Here is a 19571-nt window from a genome sequence, read left to right on the forward strand (position 1 = left end):
CATGAGAAAGATGGTTGTGACACTCAATTCAATGCTAAGAGATGGTGCAATATGGGATAAAGATAGCGTCAAAAATTAACTATTGACGCCATAGTCTCTTGTTAGGCTTAACTTTCACCATTTATCTGTCTTGCAAAATCCGCGTGAAAGCTGATTAGCTCAATACCATCAATTGCTTTTATTGATGCATTGCTGCCTTCAACAGTACAAAAAGGCGGATAAGCGAATAGCAGCTGACCAACCTTTAGCTCCAAATCGCTTGGAATATTCAATCTTTCAATTGGGTCCTCGTCTACCCAAGCCAAAAATTGTTCCCAGGTACAACCAAATTCATCAATCTCACCAGTTTCAGCACTCAACTTAACTACCAAATTATCTCGAATAAGGAATTGGTCGCCAAAGCAATCCTGAGCAATAGGAAAATCGCTTGCTTTAACTTCTCGATACAAGTTGTGGAAAGCAAATTCACCTTCTAAGAAGGTATTAACATTTAACAAGCGTTCTTGTGCATCGTGAGAGCGAACCTGTAGACCGCCTGAATACAATATTTTCATAGTTTCCTCTGTAAGCCTAACAGCTCTATTAGACAGAAAAATTCTGTATTTAAATGCAGAATAATTCTATCTAGTTTCTACCGTTTACATCTCATATGCAATCTAGTCATTATATAACAACGACTTATATCACAGCTAGGGTTGGCGTGAGAGAAAGTATGGAATATTTCTGTCTAATATGACCAAACTCCCAACATAAAGAATCTGGTCAATACGGCTTACTTCAATTCGTCTGGGATGCGCCGGTCTTTGTGGTAGTACTCTCGGTCGCGTTCGCTGATTTCTCGTACTACTTTGCAAGGGTTACCAACGGCAACCACATTGGCTGGGATGTCTTTGGTGACTATGCTGCCCGCTCCGATGACCGAGTTTTCACCTATGGTAACGCCAGGTAACACGACCGTGTGCGCGCCAAGCCATACGTTGTTGCAGATACGGACAGGAACATTGAACTGCGCAGCTTTGAGTCTCAATTCCGGGCTGATGGGATGTGTGCCTGTCGCGATGGTTACGTTAGGTGCAATCATTACGTTATCACCGATGAATACGTCGGTATCATCAACAAGCGTTAGGTTGAAGTTTACGTATACGTTGTTACCTAAGTGAGTATGACGCCCCCAGTTGGCGTGTAGTGGCGGCTCTATGTAACAACCCTCGCCGACCTCTGCGAAGAGTTGCTGCATAATTTGTTGGCGTTTTTTACCTTCACTCGGGCGAGTATGGTTGAAATCGTACAGCACTTCTAAACATTGCGTTTGCTCGGCGACCAGATCGACGTCATCACAGTAATAAACGTCTTGGCTGTGCATTTTTGCCTTTATATCCATGTTTGAACCTATTTGATAATTACCGAATAACAGCATACATAAAGCGACATATGGATAATTTGAAGCGTTTCATTGGTCTCAAAACAAGTTACGAGTTGCGCGGGCTTATGTTCTCGGCAACACGCCATAGCACGCCACTTGGGTCAGTGATACAAAACTCAAGCATTCCCCAAGGCTGCTCAACAACCTCGGTAACGGTTACTTCAAATTCCGCCATTACATTAGAGTTTTGTACGTGCTGATACCAACTTTTTACGTCCTCTACGAGCAAGTGCATCATGTAATTGTGACAGTGCGCAGGTTCGTAAAAATCTTGTAAAAGGAATGCATAATCACCGTGACGAAAATAGGCGATATCATGGAACTCAGACATGAGTTCAAACCCCAGAGCTTGGTAAAACCGCTTAGATAAGTCGAACTCTTTTGCGGGCACAAACGATTTTATTTCAGTGACTTTGAGGTTTTCCATGATAAACAATTCCTTCTGTTTTGAAGCCCAGAAGTATCGCTGAGCTTTGTGCATTATGCTTAAATTTGTTTTAGGTTACTGGCCGAAAGAGCTAACTTCATATTCAGTGAGGTAACGCCAGTGACCTTCTTCAACATCTAAACGGACGTCGCCTATTTGTTCTCTATGTAGCCCAACCACTCGGTTACCAACAGCAGCAAACATTCGCTTAACTTGATGAAACTTACCCTCGGTGATGGTTAAGAGCACTTCTTTGGGGCTAATTACTTCTAGTTCTGCCGGGCGCGTAAGGTTCTTCTCACCTTGCAGCGGAACCCCTGCTTTGAACTTATCAGCGACATCGTCTTTAATATCTCGTGACAATGTCACGCGGTACACCTTTTTACACGACTTCGTGGGCAATGTGATATTGAAAGACCAACGACCATCATCGGTGATTAACACTAATCCTGTGGTATCAGCATCTAAACGCCCTGCGATGTGCAGTTCAGACACTTTATCTAACTCTAAATAATTGAAAAGAGATGGATACACTTCGTCGATATTGGAACAGATGGTGCCTGCTGGCTTGTGCATCAAGATATAACGAAACGCGCGTAGCGTTAATGCGTCACCATTCAGCACGATGGTATTACTTTCGTGTACTTGAGTTGATTCAACGAGCACAACTTCACTGTTTACACTAACCTCACCATTATGAATTCTTTCAATCGCTTCTGACTTAGTGAGGTCTGTGCTTTTACAAAGAAATTTATCGAGGCGCATTAATCGTCGACACCACATTTAGCACAAGGCTTGTAAGTGCGCTCTCCTTGTTCAATCACCACATAGTCACGCACACAGTTTTCACATAACGCCAGTTTTGGATAAGCGTCTTTCTGTTTCTTTGCGTTAATGTCGCCTTCAGTGGTGTAGATCGTTCTCATTTGGAGCCTTTGTATTAATCACTTATGAAGCCAAATTGTATCACTGTTTATGGCAGTGCGTCGGTTCACTTTGCCAATGGTTGTTTGCGCCTCGCGCTATTTCTAAGCTCTGGACAACAAAATCAACGTGCCACGCGTATCAGTGATAACATTACAAGAGTTAGCTAACTAAGAAGCCAAGAATGAAAGATTGTAATCAATGCGGAAAATGCTGCATCAAATATGGAGATGGCGACCTCGCCGCGACTCAAGAAGAGATTGACTTGTGGGAACTGTTCAACCCAGACATCTTTGAATATGTTCGTGGTGGTGAGATTTGGTTTGATCCTGAATCTGGTGAGCGTTTAACTCGTTGCCCGTTTCTAGAACTCGTCCCGAACAAAAACACGAACGCTCAAGCCAAATACACCTGCAGTATTTACTTAGACCGCCCAGAGGATTGCCGACACTACCCTAGCCTAATCAATGAAATGGCGAGGGATGAGTGTGAGATGATTGAAGTGGTGGATCTGCAAGATACGAAAAAAGCTCAAAGAAGACTCGACCTTTTAATGAAAGGAAGTCGCCCTTCAAGCTTTTCATAATTGTGATCTTTTAAGGATTTTACCTAGTCGTTAAGACAAGTACTGATTCTCTTCTAACCAATCTAGCGCAACCAGTGCCGCCAATGAACATACTTCTCTGTCATTGCCATCGACAAACTTAAGCTCTTCGATTTCAGCGTCTGGTGATAGTTCGCCCGTGTAGTCTGCAGCGTAACAAGTCAATTGCACTGAAATACCTTCCGCTTTGCCATCAGCCTGACCAGTAAACGTCTCAACGTATTTGAGTGAATCAGGCACTAAATCGACTGAAATCTCTTCTTTGATTTCACGAAGCAATGCTTGCTCATCAGTTTCACCCTCTTCGCGTTTTCCGCCCGGTAAGTAAAACAGTTCTTTTCCTTTTGATCTCACCATCAGCAGCTTGCCATCTTGAATGAATACCCAAGCGAGCTTATCAATTACCTTATTCATGTTCTTAGACCTTGTTATTGTGCTTCTTATTCTAATTAAAGCGACGATATCGCATGGGCGGTATGTTACCTACAGCAGTCAGCATATTCTATTGAATTACATAAAAAATGACGTTGGAAGTCGATGAATGACAGCTGGTGGTTCGTTAAAGGTAAACACTTACCACCAGCTGTCACTTGAAATAAGATGTGATGAATCTAATCAACAAGCCACTCTATGGCAGAGTCGTGTTCTTCGAATGACTTGATGTCCCCAGACACAAACCAGCCACCGACTTTTGATGCCAATTCTTGCCAGCTTTTGTCACCACAAATAGCGATTTTGTCTCTCTTGGAGTTGAGTTCTAGCCCGAGTTTGAAATCATCCCACGCGGCGCGCAGTTCCCAGCCCGTTAATGTGGAGATATCAACAAGCATCTTCAGTGCGGACGAATCGATCTCTTTTATAGTGGTTTTTAAGATGGGTATCATTGCTTGATAGTCGTCGTGCGTTAATTTCCCTTTCGCTTTGAACACGATGATGGTTTCGCCGCTAACACGCTCAATTCCAACCGATATTCCATGACGTTCGATACTCATAACCTAGCCCCTCTATTAAAAATATAGGCTTAGCTTAGAGTATTAATTAGACAACAAATGAGAGGTTGCTTTCAAAATGAACGCACAGAAAGTTTTAGCTTAACGTTACTAGGTTGAACGTCGCTTAATCGCCACAACAGAATAAGTATGCCAATGCTTCATCTTGCCTAATGATGTAAGCGCTTGTTCGTCTCGCTCGTGAAAACGGATAACTTCGAACGCATCAAATAGACTCAGTACTTTTGCCTTTGTGAGAGGCGTCGTAGAGGTTCGATAACCATAAGCCCAACTATCGTCTACCCCCATGAAATCGCCCGCAAATACACCACCGATTTCAATGCTATCGATGATTCGTTGCCACGTCTGATCGAACTGATTCGGCTCTGCAAAAAATAGACTGGAGTTAGCAATCACTAGCCCGGCTTTGGGATAATCATAATCTTCAAATGCGCTCTGAGATATCTCGACCAAAGCTTTTTGACCGAACCTGTCTCTACATATCGATATTGAGTCAGGATTTACGTCGAAGCCATAAACTTGGTTGCCTTGCTGCTCTAAAAACGCAATGTCACTTCCTGTACCACAACCACAGTCGATCGCGACATTTAAGCGTGACTCGTTCAGCTTCATAGCGAATTCTGTTCTTTTTGAATGAGGCTTATCTAAGGCTTTTTGATAATACTGACGCCAAATCTCGGAATGATCATCCATTGTATAACTCCAGTAGTTCGGTCAGGTTTTGAACCTCAACGATAGGTAAGTTTGTATCTGTACTCGCGCCTTCGGTGTTCAGCCAAACAGCCTGTAGGCCAGCTTCAAGCGCAGGGTAAATATCTTTTTCTAGGGTATCGCCAATCATGGTGATCTCTTGTGGCTTTATCCCGAGTTGCGAGATGATCGCAGGATAAAAGCCCGGTTCGTATTTAGATAAGCCAATACTCGCCTTACAGAAGTAGCCATCAATGTATTGGGACAAGCCAACTCGCTCAAACGCGTGGATTATGTCAGTTTTACTGGAATCGGCCGCATTGGTGGCAACATAGATGTTGTGATGCTTCGTCAATTGAGCGAGTAAGGCTTGTGCCCCACTCACTTCTTGTGCAGTTTCCCAGTCACACATTTTCCCTTGTGCATCTGGGAAGTCGATCATTAAGGTGTTGCCCCAATCAAATAAGACGGTTTTAGTTAGCTTGATTTGAGCCGTTGATGTTGTAGCTTTGTTCACCATGCCTCCTGCATCGATGATGTTTCGAATGTATCGCCGTACTTATAAGAACTTCTCGATAAGAATCTCATCATAGTACTGGCCGCCAATCTTAGCGTGTTTTTTTGCTATTCCGACAGTTTCAAAGCCCTGTTTAAGATAAGCCGCTAATGCGCGCTCGTTATCGGCTAGAACATAAGCAAAAAGCTTTTCGTAGCCTTTGGCTTTTGCGACTTCGAATGTGTGATCAAATAGCTGCTTTGCAACGCCTTGCCCCCGGCTGTTTGCGTCTACATACGTCCCAATAATACCGACATGATCAAAGGCTTTCGTATAAGAGGCAAACGGTTCTACGTTTTGAAAACCAAGCAATTGATTAGTCGTTTGATTAACAGCAACACTGAACACGCCACGTTCGGGAAACGACTCAATAAAACCTTTCTCTTCATCCAACGTAAACGTCTGATCTAAGATGGTATAACGCCCTTCGATGATGATTGGGTTTAATACATCGATAATACCCTGAGCATCATCTACTGTAACTTGTCTGATTGTTAAGCTCATACTTTCTCTACCTTTTTTTCCTTGGGCAGATTCTAGCTCGATATGCCACCCCTTTGATAGGACAGAATGTTATCGAAAGCGATATCAAAGTAGAGTTCGTAGCTATTTTGTTCAACGTAGCCTAAATGCGGCGTTGCTGTCACGTTTGGTAGAGACAACAGCGGTTCGTTATCTGGTGTCGCAGGTTCAATATCAAACACATCTATTGCTGCTCTTTTGCTTGGTACCTTAGTGAGTTCGTTAAGCAAGGCTTCTGGTTCGACTAACTCCGCTCGGCTGATATTCACGAATAATGAGTCAGGTTTCATTACGCTGAGGTCACTGGCAGTAACACAGCCTTTAGTGACACTGTTTAAACGAAGGTGTAATGAGAGTACGTCAACACTCTCGAAAAATGCCTGCTTGGTTGCTGCAGCCTCAAAACCATCGGCTTGTGCTTGGTCTCGCGAGTTCTGGCTACCCCACACCATGACATCCATCCCGAACGCTTTGGCGTATTGCGCGATGCAGCGCCCGATTTTTCCATAGCCCCAAATGCCAAGCTTTAGGCCCCTTAGCGTTCTGCCTAAACCAAGTACGCCTGAATCTTGCCATTGGTTATGTTTAAGGTTTGAAGCGTAAGTAGGAATGTGACGAGATGCCGCCATAATCAATGCCCAACAGAGCTCAGAGGGCGCGACAGGTGAACCGCGCCCTTCCAGTACTGTGACACCGAAGCGTTCACACAGTTGTGGATCGATGTGATTACTGACTTTTCCGGTTTGGCTGATCACTTTTAGGTTTGGCAGTTTAGATAGCAGCGACTCCGTGATTTCGGTACGCTCGCGGATGAGCACAAGTACCTCAAAATCGTATAGCTTCAACGCTAGTTCATTTTCTGGATAGGTCTCGGTGAATACGGTGACGTCATGTTGTTCTAACTTACGGTAACACTCGAGGCTTTTTACTACGTTTTGATAATCATCCAATATCGCAATCTTCACTACACACTCCTTGTTCTATTGCTTTGCCGTTTTTGAGCTTTAAGTGCCACGGGTTAAGATTCATTTAACTTGCGACACTCTGCATAGATCAAACCAATTATTGATAGACGACTTTGAAACGCTCAAGCACCAACATCATGTCTTCATTTGGTGTGATCTTTAATTCTTCACACTCACGAGAAAAAAAGTTCCAGTGGGCTTCTCGCCACCATTCCAACGTTTTGTCACCCTCGCCTTCAGCGGCAGCAAACTCAGCCGTCACCTGGTTATATGGGCATAGTAACACCGAGGTAAGTTCAACAATACAGACAGGCTCACCGTGCCAATCAGTGACCACCTGCAAGTGTCCAACAACGGGCATGGTTTCGCCTTCATGGCTGTACCAATACTCCAAGCTGCACGAGGCTTGCTTTTCACCTTTCAGTATCAGCTGCGCACATAGATTGGCGTTGTATTCATCTGCACAGTAATAGTCGGAACTGAATGAGGTGTATTGTTTGGCAACTTCAGCCGGCAGTGAGTTGAGATAACTATCTAGATAGGCTTTGCTTCTTTCTTCCATGATGTGTCCATTTTCAATATTCGCTTCAGCCAGAAGCGCTACATATTGAGCAACTGACTGCATTGCGCGTAACCTATCAAGGAGTACAAACGGTGTAAACCAAGTAACAATGAAAATGTGTTGAGAGAGTAGATTTAATGCAAGATTGTTAGATCAAAAAAAGAGCTAAAAACACCTTCAGGCAGTGCTTTTAACTCTTTGTATTTTGTTTTGGATTAACCAATTAACGGTTTAAGAAGTCTACCGCTTTATCTGGGAAGTCGGTAAACACACCGTCGACTTTCACTTGGTTATAAAACACATCCAACATCCCATCGAAGTTATCGACATAACGTGGAATTCGGCCTGGATCAGCGCGGAATGTGTATGGGTGAACATCTAAGCCTGCGTCTTTCGCTGATTTCATCAATGGCTTTATGATGATGTTGTCTTTGGTTGATGCATCGTCCACCAGCATAGGTTTCCAAGGGCCAATACCGTCAGCATAAGTCGCCACTTTTGCCATACCGCCTTTCTCGAACATCCAATTGTAACTATAAGGCGTCGCTACGTCGCCTTTGTAAGTCATAGTTTCATTCCAGTCGGTGTAAGCCATTAGCTGAACAAGCTTGAGGTCCATTTCCATCGCTGGCATGAGTTCGTCGTTAATACGTTTTAGTTCGTTTGCATCGAAACACTGCAAGTAAACCTTATCGTCTTTAGATAGGTAACCATATTGATGCAAGGTAGCCAGTACCGCTTTAGAAATGTCTTTGCCTTCATGTCGGTGGAACCAAGGTGCTTTGATTTCAGGGTAGATACCAACGTCATAACCAAGGGTCTTATTCAAGCCTTGGATCATTTCGATTTCTTCTGCAAACGTTGGTACTCGGAAATCAGACTGCCACATTGGGAAGCGTGTTGGATACCCTGCGACTTTATTCCCTTGCTCATCAAGCTTAAAGCCTTCTGTCACTCTTAATGACTTAATCTCAGCGAGCGTAAAATCTATCGCGTAGTAGCGCCCATCTTCACGCGCACGGTCAGGAAAGCTTCTGCAACATCGGTAACGCGATCTAGATAATGATCGTGAAGTACGACGAGCTGGTCGTCTTTGGTCATCACAACATCTTGTTCGATGTAATCGGGTTTCATTGCATACGCAAGAGCCTTAGCAGGTAGAGTGTGCTCAGGTAAGTAACCCGACGCGCCTCGGTGAGCAATAACCAAAGGGTCGGCAAATGCGTTAGCCGATAAGCTTAGAGCCAAGAGAGTCAGGGACAGTGACGTTGTTTTCATTGTTCTATTCCTTGATAAAATAGAGGCAGGTTATCCCTGCCTCGTTTAACTATTAGTATGATGCTGTTGAGTTAAAGAATGATTAAGCTATTGCCTCTTTCTCTCGCTCAAGGCTTTTCTCTTTATGGTGCTTACGCTCACCGACAAACGCGTATAGAAGACAGATGATTGAAGCGACACAAGCACCCACCAAGATAGTGAAACCACCATCCCATCCGTAATGGTCAACCATGAAGCCAAGTACTGCGTTTGCTGCAACTGCGCCACCTAAGTAACCGAATAGACCTGTTAAACCTGCTGCTGTACCCGCAGCTTTCTTAGGTGCAAGTTCAAGTGCGTATAGACCAATTAGCATTACCGGACCGTAGATTAGGAAACCAATCGCGATAAGAGCCAACATATCAATGGTTGGATTACCCGCTGGGTTAAACCAGTAAACTAGAACGGCGATAGTAACCAATACCATGAACAAGATACCAGCTGGAGCACGGCGACCTTTGAATAGCTTATCTGAGATCCAACCACACAATAACGTACCAGGGATACCTGCCCACTCATACAAGAAGTAAGCCCAAGAAGATTTATCTACAGAGAAGTCTTTCGCTTCTTTTAGGTAAACAGGAGCCCAGTCCAGTACCCCATAACGAATCAAGTATACGAACGCGTTCGCGATGGCAATTGACCACAACAGTTTGTTATTGAATACGTACTTAAAGAAGATCTCTTTCGCTGTCATCTCAGTTTCATGAGATTTGTCGTAATCATCTGGGTAGTCGTTCTTGTGCTCTTCAATCGGCGGTAGACCACAAGACTGAGGCGTATCTCTTACCGTAAACCAAACGAAAATAGCAACGAGAGTGGCAAAAAATGCAGGAACATAAAAAGCGGTTCGCCAGTCATCGTTGAAAGCCCACAGACCCAATAGGAACATTGGACCAATCAATCCACCACCCACGTTGTGAGCAACGTTCCATACCGACACTATCTCCCCACGCTCTTTACGTGACCACCAGTGCACCATGGTTCGTCCACACGCTGGCCAGCCCATACCTTGGAACCAACCGTTCAAGAATAGAAGAATAAACATGGCTGTGATGCTGCCCGTTGCCCAAGGCATGAAACCAAAGCAGAACATAACCAGTGCCGACATTAACAAGCCACCACTGAGGAAATAACGAGGGTTTGAACGGTCAGAAACGCTACCCATTAAGAATTTAGATAAACCGTAAGCAATAGATACGGCTGCTAATGCCACCCCTAGCTCACCACGGCTGAAACCCTGTTCAATCAAGTAAGGCATTGCCAAACTGAAGTTTTTACGGACTAGGTAGTAACCCGCATAGCCAACAAAAATACCGATGAACAGTTGCCATCGTAATCGTGTGTAAGTGCTATCGATCTTATCTGACGACAAACGATCGATATGCGCCATAGGTTTGAATATTCCAAACATAGGAACCTCATATTATTGGGCGAAGGAAATATAAAATGCTCGAACGAAAAAATATACGCTCATTCGAAAACAGGAGGGATTGTATGTGCTTCAGGGATAATTTCTGTGATGCATATAGCTATTAACAATAAAATTGTTTAAATACAGCAAATTAGTTTCATTTAATTAGACCACGCTTCATATTTTTGACGATTCGTTTACTATTCAACCAATCGTTAACCGAACTATAATTAGCCAAAACTGAGCAATCGAGCACAAAACAACCACAACACGTCGTATTATTGTTCTGGCTTCATATTGAGTGCTGAGTTTTGTGGTGAGATTACGTTTTTATCGCCTTGCTCATTTCCGCATTCGAAGCCACCCATATCCAAGGGCGTTCTTTTGGTTCGCTAATACATAATGAATCGTGATGTTAAAACTAACGTTCGGTTTATTTATCGAGCACTCCAGTTTCCGTATCGTTCACTTCAAGCGATGTAGCAAAATAACTAAGTCAAACTTATTGGCATTCGAGACACACTTTCTGCGCATCAACTGTTTAGAACAAACCCAACGATAGGAAACATCATGAACAAATCACTTATCGCGCTTGTCCTTACTGCCGTTCTTGCGGGTTGCTCATCTGGCGGAGCCTCAGACCCCGCACAACCACAATTCGATGGGGATCATGGCTATGAAAATATCGACCCTGGATTTGGATATGACGATACAGATAACGATGGTGGTTATGAGAACGCAGACCCGAAATATGGCGTTGACGCACCAACACTGAAAGACAAAATCGCTCAAGCTGACCTTGGTTTTATACACATCCCAGAGCTAGGTGATATTCCTTTCTTCAATCGTGACAACGGAAATGCGCATATTTCCGCTACAAAGCTCAGGTCAGATGAAAATGAAACCTTATATGGTATTCATGTGAATGACCGCTTTGTCGGAGAAATCTTGGTTAAAGGTGACGAAGTTACAGTCTCGGTTGGCGATAAAGAAATTAATGGTACTAGAGAGAATTACCAAGACACTGAATACACGTTTTGGACAGTGAGAGACACCGCCGGTAACGTGATTGGCGACTTTAAACGTTTAGACGATGGTGTTTGGATTTTCCGTGAAGAAATAGACCGTGAAACATTTGTTGTTAAATATCATGATGGTAAGTGGAACTTTATCCCGGTTGCCGACATCAAGAACAAAATTAAAGACAAACTGCCTACTCATGCTGAAGTGACAAAAGTACGTACCAAGATGCAGGTAAACAAACTACGCACTTTAAAATAGTGGACTTTCACTCCTCACGATAATGACACCCTATAGAGCAGGCACTCTTTCAATTGGAGAGTGCCTGTTCAAAACAAGAACAACGGAAACAGATAACAAAAACAACTCAAGGACGATCCCGACTAGTTTACTCATTTACTGGCGTTCCATATCACCGATATGCGTCTCTATTAAGTACACATAAGCGAGCGATCCAATGATTATCAAAGCCCTTCCCTTTACAGTGTTAGCTTCTCTTCTTTTGTTCTCTACATCTCATGTTAACGCTTTCGAACAGACTCAAGAAGAAACAGCCGTTACGTTTGGCCTATCTGCTGAAAGAGGCTGGAGAGATTGGTCTGCTTCTTATGTGAAATACCGTGGTCCGGGAACCGTTGGTTATGGTGTTGAGTTTACACGCTCGGCATATAATGAGGATGACGGGGCTTACGAATACAAACAACGCGACAACGAATATCAGTTCCATGCACCGATCGGTATCACTGATAACTTTTACATCACACCCGGCTACGGGATCAAACGAACACACACGGATATTACTTTCGAAGGACACGAGCTTTCTGATAGCGCGACAAAACAAGTTGGTGGCTTAGATGCAACCTATATTACGGACACAGGCTTCGTTGTGACCGCAGGTTTTGATAAAGCCGAAGGAGAAGATTTAGAGTTTTCCATCGGTGCAGGTATTGCTTGGTAAACACTACTAATCCAAACGATGCATACAAAAAGGGCCTAGATTTCTCTAGACCCTTCTATAAACAGAATTCGGCAGCTGAGTCAGCTACAACCATCTATTATTCTTCGATGTAGTAAGCTTCTACAGTGCCTTTAAGAGTAATAAGCATTGGCTGACCGAAACGATCAAGTGCTTTAGGAGAAGGAATCTTAACCCAACCTTCGCTGATGCAGTATTCTTCAACATCAGTACGCTCTTTACCATTTAGACGGATACCGATTGGGTATTCGAAACACTCAGCCACGTGGTGTGGGCTGCGTGGGTTGCCTGCAAGATGATCTGGTAAAGCTGGTCTTGAATTAGTATCGCTCATGTTCATTACCTGTATGTACGTAAATAAAAAAAGTGCGTCATTCTAGTCAATATAGGCTTTGTGCTCAACAACTGCCGTAATAAATCGTATTGGTAGCTTTAATCAGCGTCTAGTTGTTTGATTTATTGGCGATATTGGCTCTGTTTCTTACATAAAACTAAACACTTTTAACATCGTAAGCCGATACGTTTGCTCAAAAAGAAACACACACCACATGATGGTCTGGGTCGGTATTGATGTTAACGATCGACCAACCGAGAGAAAGGTACAAAGACGGTATGTTGGTATAGGCATAAAGGTTAGACGCAGAATCTTCCTCGGCTTTAGACCGGTAGAAGGCTGGCATTTGTTCAACCGCTCGCTTAATCAATTCACTCGCAATGCCTTGGCCTCGCCATTTCTCATCAACATAAACAGCATTAATCCACACGACATCCCTTACTTGATGAGGTTCTTGAAAATGGGAGTACGCTAAACCACCGATGACAACATTTTCGCGAATAACCACGATAACTGGCGGTAGATGAGTGTTGGTTGGGTCCGAGTGTTCTGGATAGGCCGATTTAAACTCAAAGTCCGCCCATTCACTTTGAAAAAGGCGTTCGAGCTCTTGCCAGTGTGGAGAATGCTGGACACATTGTCTAAAAACGACTTTTTGCATTTAAACTTCCTTTTTAAATACGAACGATAGAAATGAGAACCAGTGAGTTAAGCAAATCACTAAAAGCAGTATTACGCTACTCTTCTTCCTCATAATGATCATAGTCTGCGTCTTGATTAATCTCTTCTCCACAACCTAAGCATTCCGCTTGTAAGTCCGTTGGCATCGCAATAATCAAACCACAATGTGGGCACAAATCGCCTTGTTGATACATATAGATTCCCTTCTACTTTAACCAGTCTACTTCAGCCAATTTTGATTAGGGTACGTTTGCTTGCTCGCTTCTAACCAATCGTGAATCACTTGGCGAGCTGCCTCAGTCGGTGGCGCGTTTCTTTTACCGCAGATTTGGTCAATCTCAAACGGAAACGCTTTACTTGGAACACGACGTAAACCTATGGTTAAGCGCTGAGGTTTCATCATTCGAAACACCACATAGCGATCACTCATTATGCGATTATGATACACGCCAATGCAGTGCTTTTGCTCGATGCCCTCTTTCTCAAGGTCAAAGTAATCCACAATGGGATGAATGTTATCATTCCCCGGCAAAGGAACCGGATACGGGATATCCATATCCATAGGGCGACTGCCTTCTAAACGTCGCATTTGACGTTGCTCAGTCCAACGGTCGTGGAGTTGTTCGAACATTGCGAACGAGTTCTGACTGGTTATTGAACGTAAAGGATCATCAATCTCTAAATCCTGTCCCAACAATATTGCATCTTGGAACATCGCCATCTTCGACGGAGAATTGAGTCTACCCTCTTCAACCATTGCAATACCCAATCGACTGCCAGTTAAAAATGGGTGTACCTGATCTAAGCGTAGTGCCGTGTAGCCAACCTTCGAATAGTGCTTAAACTTCAGAACACGTCTTTGCAGCGGCTCTAAAATTCGCACAATATGGTCGAGTTCATCGCCAACGTTATAGTGCAGCTCAAGCTTATCAATAAACTTTAGCGTCGCTTTGCTGCTATCTAAACCAAGCTTAGCCAGGATCTTCTTTTGCCCTAAACGGCTCAGTTCCAAAGCCTTCTGATTATCAACACTGTACTTCATGCAAATCAGCGCCAAGATAACAGGCCGTAACTCCAACAGTTGCGCCGCTTCATAGGTGTTAGCCGCCAACCATAACATTTGGTACTGATATTCCGGAAAGTTATCTGTGATTTCACGGTAGCGTGCTGGCAGAGTTTCTAACCATCGCCCGTTAACATCAAATTGTTCTATGAGATTAAGGCTTAACCCAATACCACCATCGAGTGGACGTCGTCCGTCTTCAAACACATGGAAGCCAACCAATTTTTGTGACCAATCACGAATCTCGATATCGTAATCAAATCCAAGTGTTCGGGTGGGAATGGTGAGTAATGCTGTCATTGATGCCTCTTCATTGGTGGCGCATAGAACTTTCAAGCCTATCTACAGCATAAGCTAGCGCTTCATCCACTATATCAACCTTTTGTAAATTTCTTATCAATCAAAGCGCTATATACAAGAAAGCCTTTATAAGATCTTTGAATGATGATTTTCCTTAATATGAGACCTCTTCGATATCATTTGCGCTAACAAAAACTATGCTTGTTACATAATCCACAACAAAAGGCTTAAATTATGGAATACCGACATATTCTAGTCGCCGTTGAGCTGTCTGACGACACTAAGATACTGATTGATAGAGCGACTTTCTTTGCAGATAAACTCGATGCGGGTATTTCGTTTGTCTACATCGATGGTACTCATGGAGAAATCTACCCTGAGTTGGTTGATATTCAAGCAAACGACGGGGATCTTCCCATCAATCAAGATGCCGTTAACCACTTGAAAGAGTTCGAGGCTTACGCAAAGCACCCTATTAAGCATATTTTTGTAGGTACGGGCGATCTCAACGATAAGCTCAAGAATACTATCTCACAAAATAACGTTGACCTATTGATGTGCGGCCATCACCATGATTTTTGGCACAAGCTTATTTCCCATTCTAAACAGATAATCGATACTTCTCCGATCGATATCTTGGTTGTTCCAATGGAATAGCGCCTACCTGTTAAACGGCTAAAGCACTCAGCACTGCCAACCTCTATCGGTATTATTGGTTGGCATAGTCCGATTGGCTGAATACCCTTTTATAATCGTTCCTTTTCCTCTGGCTAAGCACTACCTCTTTCCCGACATCATTTGTGATCTTGTTAACGTATCAAATCGTAAGCGTCTAATAATTAACAATTCACGAGTGTAAGCATGAAAAAGATTGGTCTCTATCTTTTTACAAATGACTTAAGAATCAACGATAACACACTACTTTATCAGGCGTCGCAGATCGTCGATGAGCTACTGTGTGTTGCAATTGAACCAAAGCTTTCTACCTATTCAGTCCGACTTTCACAAGAACAGGAAAACGGGCCGCATCGTCACCTTTTCATTAAACAGTCTATTGATGATTTAGCCTCGAGCTTGTCACACCTTGGACAACGCCTTTTTGTGTTAGACCAAAATACTAACGAGAACTTAGTTCAACTCGTCAAATCTCAACATGTGACACACTTTTTTGCCAATTCGCATTGTGCCTATGACGAGCGACAGTTAATAATCGATACGTTAAAGCAGTGTCCTGATTTGTTCATCTCTCAGCAGGATCACACTACTCTGTTTGAGAGTGATGCGTTCCCCTTCGAACTGTCCAAGTTGCCTCGTTCGTTCACCAAGTTCCGTCTTCAAGTTGAACATTTAGAGATTGAGACAGAAGAGCGCGTGATAACTTACCTTCCACCTACACCACACACGGCTACTGGCTCTTACAGAGAGCCGACACTTAGATTAGATGACTCAAAAACAGGCGACTACGTAGGCGGTGAAACGGCAGGGTTAATCCACTTAGAAAACTACTTTTCACATGACTACGCCGGAAACTACAAACAGACTCGAAATGCATTAGATGGCATCGAGAACTCAACTAAGTTTTCGCCATGGCTAGCACTAGGGTGTGTTTCGCCAAAAACTATTTACCGCCACTTAAAGCAATTCGAAGCGCATCGTGGCGCGAACGATTCTACCTACTGGATTTATTTTGAGTTGTTGTGGCGTGAATATTTCTACTGGAAGTGTTTAACGCTGGGGACATCATTGTTTGGTCGAGAATCTAGTGACCTGCCCAATGAACAATTGCTCGATACCACTTCGGGATCAAGCTTCTCCAAATGGAAAAGCGGCAACACCAATTATCCTATTGTCGATGCCTGCATGCGTCAGCTTAACGCAACGGGTTATATGTCTAACAGAGGCAGACAGCTGGTGGCGAGCTGCTTGATTCACGAGCTCGGTCTTGATTGGCGTCACGGTGCCGCCTATTTCGAAAGCCAACTCATTGATTACGATGTCGCGTCGAATTGGGGTAATTGGGCTTATATCGCCGGAGCTTTAAATTCACAGGCTGCGCCAAACGCCAACAAACAAAATGCAGCCAATCAATCACAATCTAAATCCCGTCATTTCGATCTTGTTAAGCAGACAGAAATGTATGACCCAGAACACGCCTTTATCAGCAAGTGGCACCGGGACGATAAAGCTTCAGCGTCAACTCGATATCAGGACGTAATATGAAATACAAAACTATACGCCTAATTTTAGGTGACCAGCTCAATATTGAGCACTCTTGGTTCGGTCATGTCAGTGATGAAGTGATCTACATCATCGCCGAACTCAAGCAGGAAACCGACTATGTTGCCTCACACATCCAAAAAGTAGCGGCGTTCTTCTCTGCTATGGGTTATTTCGCTGAAGAGCTGACACAACGTGGGCACCAAGTGTTGCATTTAACCTTGGATGATACGGCACAGTTTAAAGATCTCGATGCCGTTCTTCAGCACTATACAAATGAGTTTGACGCTGAGAAATTTGAATACCAGAGACCAGACGAATATCGCCTATTAGAACAGCTTAACAAACTCAAACTACCTAATACCGTCAAAGGGTGCTTTGACTCCGAGCACTTCATGTTTCCTTTTGCCGAAATCGAAGAACAGTTTCCAAAAGACAAACACATCATGATGGAGCATTTTTATCGCCGAATGAGAAAGCGTTTTGACATTCTCTTAGACGATGGAAAACCAGTCGGCGGCAAATGGAACTATGATGCAAACAACCGTAAAAAGCTCAAGAAACAAGACATCGTAAACCTGCCACAACCCTTGATGTTTGCCAACGATATCTCATCCATCTTAGAGCGTATTGAACGCCATCAAGTAGCGACCATAGGACAAGTTGGTGACCAACTACTTTGGCCTGTGAATCGTGCACAAAGTTTGTCTTTGCTCGCTCACTTCTGCCAAGTTTGTCTGCCACTGTTTGGTCACTTTCAAGATGCAATGACGGTGGAACACGATTCAAAGTGGAGCTTGTACCACAGCCGCCTCTCGTTCTCGTTAAATAGTAAGCTTCTTAGCCCTAGCGAAGTTATTGATGCAGCTCTTTCGGCTTATCACGCTTCTTCTAAGCAAGGAGCACCCACTATCGATATTGCACAGGTTGAAGGGTTCATTCGTCAGATTTTGGGTTGGCGTGAGTACATACGCGCGGTGTATTGGGCGAACATGCCAGCTTACGCCAGCAAGAACCACTACTCAGCAGACCGAGCATTGCCCCATTATTTTTGGGATGGTCACACAAAGATGAATTGCATGAAACACGCAATTGATCAGTCTCTAGAGTTTGCTTATGCCCACCATATCCAAAGGCTCATGGTTACAGGCAACTTCTGCTTAATCACAGGCATTGCACCAGACCAAGTCGACAGTTGGTACCTCGGCATTTACGTAGATGCGATTGAATGGGTTGAAATGCCAAATACGCGAGGTATGGCACTATTTGCGGATGGCGGGATCGTCGGAACCAAACCATACTCTGCCAGCGGTTCGTACATTAATCGCATGAGTGACTACTGCAAAGGCTGTCATTACAAGATTAAAGAGCGCACTGGTGAAAGCTCATGCCCGTTCAACAGTTTGTATTGGCGCTTTATGAATCAACACCGCGATGCCTTAAACCGAAACCCTCGCATGGGAATGCTTTATCGTTCTTGGGACAACATGGATGAACAAGAACAGCAAGCGATACTAGATACCGCAGAACAACGACTAACTAATTTGGAGAACTTATAATGGTGGAGCAACTCAGACTACATATATTGGTTATTGGTGGTAGTGGCGGCATTGGTCTCGCCGTAGTTAAACACCTACTCTCTGAGCTGTCTCGCTTTGATTTTCTCGATATTCGTGTTGCTGCGACTTACCACTCTAAAAAGCCTGAGATTGATGACAAACGCCTGACTTGGCACCAGGTTGACGTGACTCAAGAATCCGATATAGCCGCATTACGATCTCAATTTGATCAACTCGATTGGCTGATTAACTGCGTTGGGATGTTACATACGCCAGAACTAGGACCTGAAAAGAACCTTTCGTCCATCGACCCAGAGTTCTTCCTCAAAAACATGTCTGTGAATACCCTACCAAGCTTGTTGCTCGCTAAGCATTTCACTCCACTTCTCAAAGCAAGCGACAACCCCAAGTTTGCGGTGGTTTCCGCCAAGGTTGGTAGCATTTCAGATAACAGATTAGGTGGTTGGTATAGCTATCGTTCATCAAAAGCAGCACTCAACATGTTCATTAAAACCATGTCAATTGAATGGGGTCGAACCATTAAGAAAGGCACCATATTAGCGCTGCACCCAGGGACGACTGATACTGCGTTGTCAAAACCCTTTCAAGCAAATGTACCGGAAGGCAAGCTATTTGATTCAGCTTACGTGGCACATCAGCTCGTCGACATTATTCGCACCGCCACACCAGAGCAAAGCGGTCATTTCTACGCGTATAACGGTGAACAATTATCTTGGTAAATTAGAAGTAAAAGGTTGGGAGTTTCGGAACCTCACTGAGATTCCCTATCACGCTCGGCCCTCGCTTTAGGGAATGACGACATTAAGTATGTCGAACCCTTTTATAAATGCCCAAGAGACAATTAAGCATCCAAAGTCTATTACACTCACGTGGGACATCCGAACACATGGGCATGACGATGACTAAGTACTGTGCAAGTAGGAAGTATACGCAATAGTCCACTCCAGAACCTTTCACCGTCATTCCCGAGAAGGAGAAACGACTGA

Annotated in this window: 24 protein-coding genes and 1 pseudogene; 7 read left to right on the forward strand and 18 right to left on the reverse strand. The window is 43.8% G+C overall.

The genetic code is table 11. The features are described 5' to 3' along the window. Positions 1–107 precede the first annotated feature (107 nt). The 5 genes from F0232_RS10435 to F0232_RS10455 form a co-directional block, all read right to left on the reverse strand. Complete coding sequence (locus F0232_RS10435; RefSeq protein WP_105057073.1) at positions 108–554, reverse strand: hypothetical protein; 447 nt, start codon at positions 552–554, stop codon at positions 108–110. Positions 555–772: 218 nt separating this feature from the next. Next, positions 773–1381 carry a sugar O-acetyltransferase gene (locus F0232_RS10440; RefSeq protein WP_105057072.1) on the reverse strand — a complete coding sequence of 203 codons (609 nt, stop codon included), beginning with the start codon at positions 1379–1381 and terminating at the stop codon, positions 773–775. Between the two features lie 88 nt (positions 1382–1469). Further along, the gene (locus F0232_RS10445; protein WP_105057071.1) at positions 1470–1850 is read right to left on the reverse strand and encodes a VOC family protein; all 381 of its coding nucleotides are present in this window, start codon (positions 1848–1850) and stop codon (positions 1470–1472) included. A gap of 75 nt (positions 1851–1925) precedes the next feature. Further along, on the reverse strand, positions 1926–2633 hold the full coding sequence (locus F0232_RS10450; protein ID WP_253821945.1) for a pseudouridine synthase: 708 nt from the start codon (positions 2631–2633) through the stop codon (positions 1926–1928). After that, positions 2615–2776 carry a hypothetical protein gene (locus F0232_RS10455; protein ID WP_171750768.1) on the reverse strand — a complete coding sequence of 54 codons (162 nt, stop codon included), beginning with the start codon at positions 2774–2776 and terminating at the stop codon, positions 2615–2617. Before F0232_RS10455 ends, F0232_RS10450 begins: the two co-directional genes overlap by 19 nt. 182 nt (positions 2777–2958) lie before the next feature. On the opposite strand from F0232_RS10455, the gene F0232_RS10460 reads away from it, so the two are divergent. Continuing rightward, the gene (locus F0232_RS10460) at positions 2959–3360 is read left to right on the forward strand and encodes a YkgJ family cysteine cluster protein (RefSeq protein WP_105057069.1); all 402 of its coding nucleotides are present in this window, start codon (positions 2959–2961) and stop codon (positions 3358–3360) included. Positions 3361–3390: 30 nt separating this feature from the next. Here the strand turns inward: F0232_RS10460 and F0232_RS10465 are convergent, their stop codons facing one another. From F0232_RS10465 to glpT, 9 genes and pseudogenes are all read right to left on the reverse strand, one after another. Next, entirely contained in the window at positions 3391–3792 is a 402-nt protein-coding gene (locus tag F0232_RS10465; RefSeq protein WP_105057068.1) for an NUDIX domain-containing protein, read from the reverse strand. A gap of 197 nt (positions 3793–3989) precedes the next feature. Beyond that, positions 3990–4370, reverse strand: a complete 381-nt coding sequence (locus F0232_RS10470) for an STAS/SEC14 domain-containing protein (protein WP_105057067.1) — start codon at positions 4368–4370, stop codon at positions 3990–3992. 108 nt (positions 4371–4478) lie between these two features. Then, positions 4479–5081 carry a class I SAM-dependent methyltransferase gene (locus tag F0232_RS10475; protein WP_061031408.1) on the reverse strand — a complete coding sequence of 201 codons (603 nt, stop codon included), beginning with the start codon at positions 5079–5081 and terminating at the stop codon, positions 4479–4481. Then, positions 5074–5520 (reverse strand): HAD family hydrolase, encoded by a 447-nt coding sequence (locus F0232_RS10480; RefSeq protein ID WP_253821949.1) that lies wholly within the window; start codon positions 5518–5520, stop codon positions 5074–5076. Before F0232_RS10480 ends, F0232_RS10475 begins: the two co-directional genes overlap by 8 nt. A 117-nt stretch (positions 5521–5637) precedes the next feature. Continuing rightward, complete coding sequence (locus tag F0232_RS10485) at positions 5638–6138, reverse strand: GNAT family N-acetyltransferase (protein WP_105057065.1); 501 nt, start codon at positions 6136–6138, stop codon at positions 5638–5640. Between the two features lie 32 nt (positions 6139–6170). Then, entirely contained in the window at positions 6171–7121 is a 951-nt protein-coding gene (locus tag F0232_RS10490) for a D-2-hydroxyacid dehydrogenase family protein (protein WP_105057064.1), read from the reverse strand. A gap of 97 nt (positions 7122–7218) precedes the next feature. Next, the gene (locus tag F0232_RS10495) at positions 7219–7683 is read right to left on the reverse strand and encodes an ASCH domain-containing protein (protein ID WP_105057841.1); all 465 of its coding nucleotides are present in this window, start codon (positions 7681–7683) and stop codon (positions 7219–7221) included. 223 nt (positions 7684–7906) lie between these two features. Continuing rightward, positions 7907–8961, reverse strand: a pseudogene (glpQ, locus tag F0232_RS10500) (glycerophosphodiester phosphodiesterase). A gap of 82 nt (positions 8962–9043) precedes the next feature. Continuing rightward, complete coding sequence (gene glpT, locus F0232_RS10505; protein ID WP_171750769.1) at positions 9044–10414, reverse strand: glycerol-3-phosphate transporter; 1371 nt, start codon at positions 10412–10414, stop codon at positions 9044–9046. A gap of 570 nt (positions 10415–10984) precedes the next feature. On the opposite strand from glpT, the gene F0232_RS10510 reads away from it, so the two are divergent. Both F0232_RS10510 and F0232_RS10515 read left to right on the forward strand, forming a co-directional pair. Next, positions 10985–11695, forward strand: coding sequence for a membrane lipoprotein lipid attachment site-containing protein (locus F0232_RS10510; RefSeq protein WP_171750770.1), 711 nt, complete (start codon positions 10985–10987; stop codon positions 11693–11695). Between the two features lie 196 nt (positions 11696–11891). Continuing rightward, positions 11892–12392, forward strand: coding sequence for a hypothetical protein (locus F0232_RS10515; protein ID WP_171750771.1), 501 nt, complete (start codon positions 11892–11894; stop codon positions 12390–12392). Between the two features lie 97 nt (positions 12393–12489). Here F0232_RS10515 and F0232_RS10520 read toward each other — a convergent pair whose 3' ends face one another. The 4 genes from F0232_RS10520 to F0232_RS10535 all read right to left on the reverse strand — a co-directional run bounded on the left by F0232_RS10520 (position 12490) and on the right by F0232_RS10535 (position 14788). Beyond that, positions 12490–12744 carry a DUF3297 family protein gene (locus F0232_RS10520; protein WP_004739610.1) on the reverse strand — a complete coding sequence of 85 codons (255 nt, stop codon included), beginning with the start codon at positions 12742–12744 and terminating at the stop codon, positions 12490–12492. A gap of 193 nt (positions 12745–12937) precedes the next feature. Then, on the reverse strand, positions 12938–13405 hold the full coding sequence (locus F0232_RS10525; RefSeq protein WP_105057063.1) for a GNAT family N-acetyltransferase: 468 nt from the start codon (positions 13403–13405) through the stop codon (positions 12938–12940). A 76-nt stretch (positions 13406–13481) separates the two neighbouring features. Continuing rightward, entirely contained in the window at positions 13482–13619 is a 138-nt protein-coding gene (locus F0232_RS10530) for a hypothetical protein (protein WP_008223140.1), read from the reverse strand. A gap of 26 nt (positions 13620–13645) precedes the next feature. Further along, positions 13646–14788, reverse strand: coding sequence for a PcfJ domain-containing protein (locus F0232_RS10535; protein WP_105057062.1), 1143 nt, complete (start codon positions 14786–14788; stop codon positions 13646–13648). 234 nt (positions 14789–15022) lie between these two features. On the opposite strand from F0232_RS10535, the gene F0232_RS10540 reads away from it, so the two are divergent. From F0232_RS10540 to F0232_RS10555, 4 genes are all read left to right on the forward strand, one after another. Beyond that, entirely contained in the window at positions 15023–15445 is a 423-nt protein-coding gene (locus F0232_RS10540) for a universal stress protein (protein WP_061031418.1), read from the forward strand. A 204-nt stretch (positions 15446–15649) separates the two neighbouring features. Further along, the gene (locus F0232_RS10545) at positions 15650–17008 is read left to right on the forward strand and encodes a DASH family cryptochrome (RefSeq protein WP_105057061.1); all 1359 of its coding nucleotides are present in this window, start codon (positions 15650–15652) and stop codon (positions 17006–17008) included. Beyond that, positions 17005–18564: a cryptochrome/photolyase family protein gene (locus F0232_RS10550; protein WP_105057060.1), complete on the forward strand. Its 1560-nt coding sequence runs from the start codon at positions 17005–17007 to the stop codon at positions 18562–18564. Before F0232_RS10545 ends, F0232_RS10550 begins: the two co-directional genes overlap by 4 nt. Continuing rightward, positions 18564–19304, forward strand: coding sequence for an SDR family oxidoreductase (locus F0232_RS10555; protein ID WP_105057059.1), 741 nt, complete (start codon positions 18564–18566; stop codon positions 19302–19304). The genes F0232_RS10550 and F0232_RS10555 overlap by 1 nt, the downstream gene beginning before the upstream one ends. The last annotated feature ends 267 nt before the right edge of the window (positions 19305–19571 follow it).

The sequence above is a fragment of the Vibrio sp. T3Y01 genome (assembly GCF_013114525.1).
Taxonomy (GTDB): domain Bacteria; phylum Pseudomonadota; class Gammaproteobacteria; order Enterobacterales; family Vibrionaceae; genus Vibrio; species Vibrio chagasii_B.

Bases quoted from the DNA above. Each gene is read 5' to 3' on its own strand.
- F0232_RS10480 (WP_253821949.1), bottom strand. From the start codon at position 5,520: ATGATCGACTTCCCAGATGCACAAGGGAAAATGTGTGACTGGGAAACT.
- F0232_RS10510 (WP_171750770.1), top strand. From the start codon at position 10,985: ATGAACAAATCACTTATCGCGCTTGTCCTTACTGCCGTTCTTGCGGGT.
- F0232_RS10495 (WP_105057841.1), bottom strand. From the start codon at position 7,683: ATGGAAGAAAGAAGCAAAGCCTATCTAGATAGTTATCTCAACTCACTG.
- F0232_RS10550 (WP_105057060.1), top strand. From the start codon at position 17,005: ATGAAATACAAAACTATACGCCTAATTTTAGGTGACCAGCTCAATATT.
- F0232_RS10470 (WP_105057067.1), bottom strand. From the start codon at position 4,370: ATGAGTATCGAACGTCATGGAATATCGGTTGGAATTGAGCGTGTTAGC.
- F0232_RS10555 (WP_105057059.1), top strand. From the start codon at position 18,564: ATGGTGGAGCAACTCAGACTACATATATTGGTTATTGGTGGTAGTGGC.
- F0232_RS10460 (WP_105057069.1), top strand. From the start codon at position 2,959: ATGAAAGATTGTAATCAATGCGGAAAATGCTGCATCAAATATGGAGAT.
- glpT (WP_171750769.1), bottom strand. From the start codon at position 10,414: ATGTTTGGAATATTCAAACCTATGGCGCATATCGATCGTTTGTCGTCA.
- F0232_RS10545 (WP_105057061.1), top strand. From the start codon at position 15,650: ATGAAAAAGATTGGTCTCTATCTTTTTACAAATGACTTAAGAATCAAC.
- F0232_RS10465 (WP_105057068.1), bottom strand. From the start codon at position 3,792: ATGAATAAGGTAATTGATAAGCTCGCTTGGGTATTCATTCAAGATGGC.
- F0232_RS10515 (WP_171750771.1), top strand. From the start codon at position 11,892: ATGATTATCAAAGCCCTTCCCTTTACAGTGTTAGCTTCTCTTCTTTTG.
- F0232_RS10530 (WP_008223140.1), bottom strand. From the start codon at position 13,619: ATGTATCAACAAGGCGATTTGTGCCCACATTGTGGTTTGATTATTGCG.
- F0232_RS10450 (WP_253821945.1), bottom strand. From the start codon at position 2,633: ATGTGGTGTCGACGATTAATGCGCCTCGATAAATTTCTTTGTAAAAGC.
- F0232_RS10485 (WP_105057065.1), bottom strand. From the start codon at position 6,138: ATGAGCTTAACAATCAGACAAGTTACAGTAGATGATGCTCAGGGTATT.
- F0232_RS10440 (WP_105057072.1), bottom strand. From the start codon at position 1,381: ATGGATATAAAGGCAAAAATGCACAGCCAAGACGTTTATTACTGTGAT.
- F0232_RS10520 (WP_004739610.1), bottom strand. From the start codon at position 12,744: ATGAGCGATACTAATTCAAGACCAGCTTTACCAGATCATCTTGCAGGC.
- F0232_RS10540 (WP_061031418.1), top strand. From the start codon at position 15,023: ATGGAATACCGACATATTCTAGTCGCCGTTGAGCTGTCTGACGACACT.
- F0232_RS10535 (WP_105057062.1), bottom strand. From the start codon at position 14,788: ATGACAGCATTACTCACCATTCCCACCCGAACACTTGGATTTGATTAC.
- F0232_RS10455 (WP_171750768.1), bottom strand. From the start codon at position 2,776: ATGAGAACGATCTACACCACTGAAGGCGACATTAACGCAAAGAAACAG.
- F0232_RS10475 (WP_061031408.1), bottom strand. From the start codon at position 5,081: ATGGATGATCATTCCGAGATTTGGCGTCAGTATTATCAAAAAGCCTTA.
- F0232_RS10435 (WP_105057073.1), bottom strand. From the start codon at position 554: ATGAAAATATTGTATTCAGGCGGTCTACAGGTTCGCTCTCACGATGCA.
- F0232_RS10445 (WP_105057071.1), bottom strand. From the start codon at position 1,850: ATGGAAAACCTCAAAGTCACTGAAATAAAATCGTTTGTGCCCGCAAAA.
- F0232_RS10525 (WP_105057063.1), bottom strand. From the start codon at position 13,405: ATGCAAAAAGTCGTTTTTAGACAATGTGTCCAGCATTCTCCACACTGG.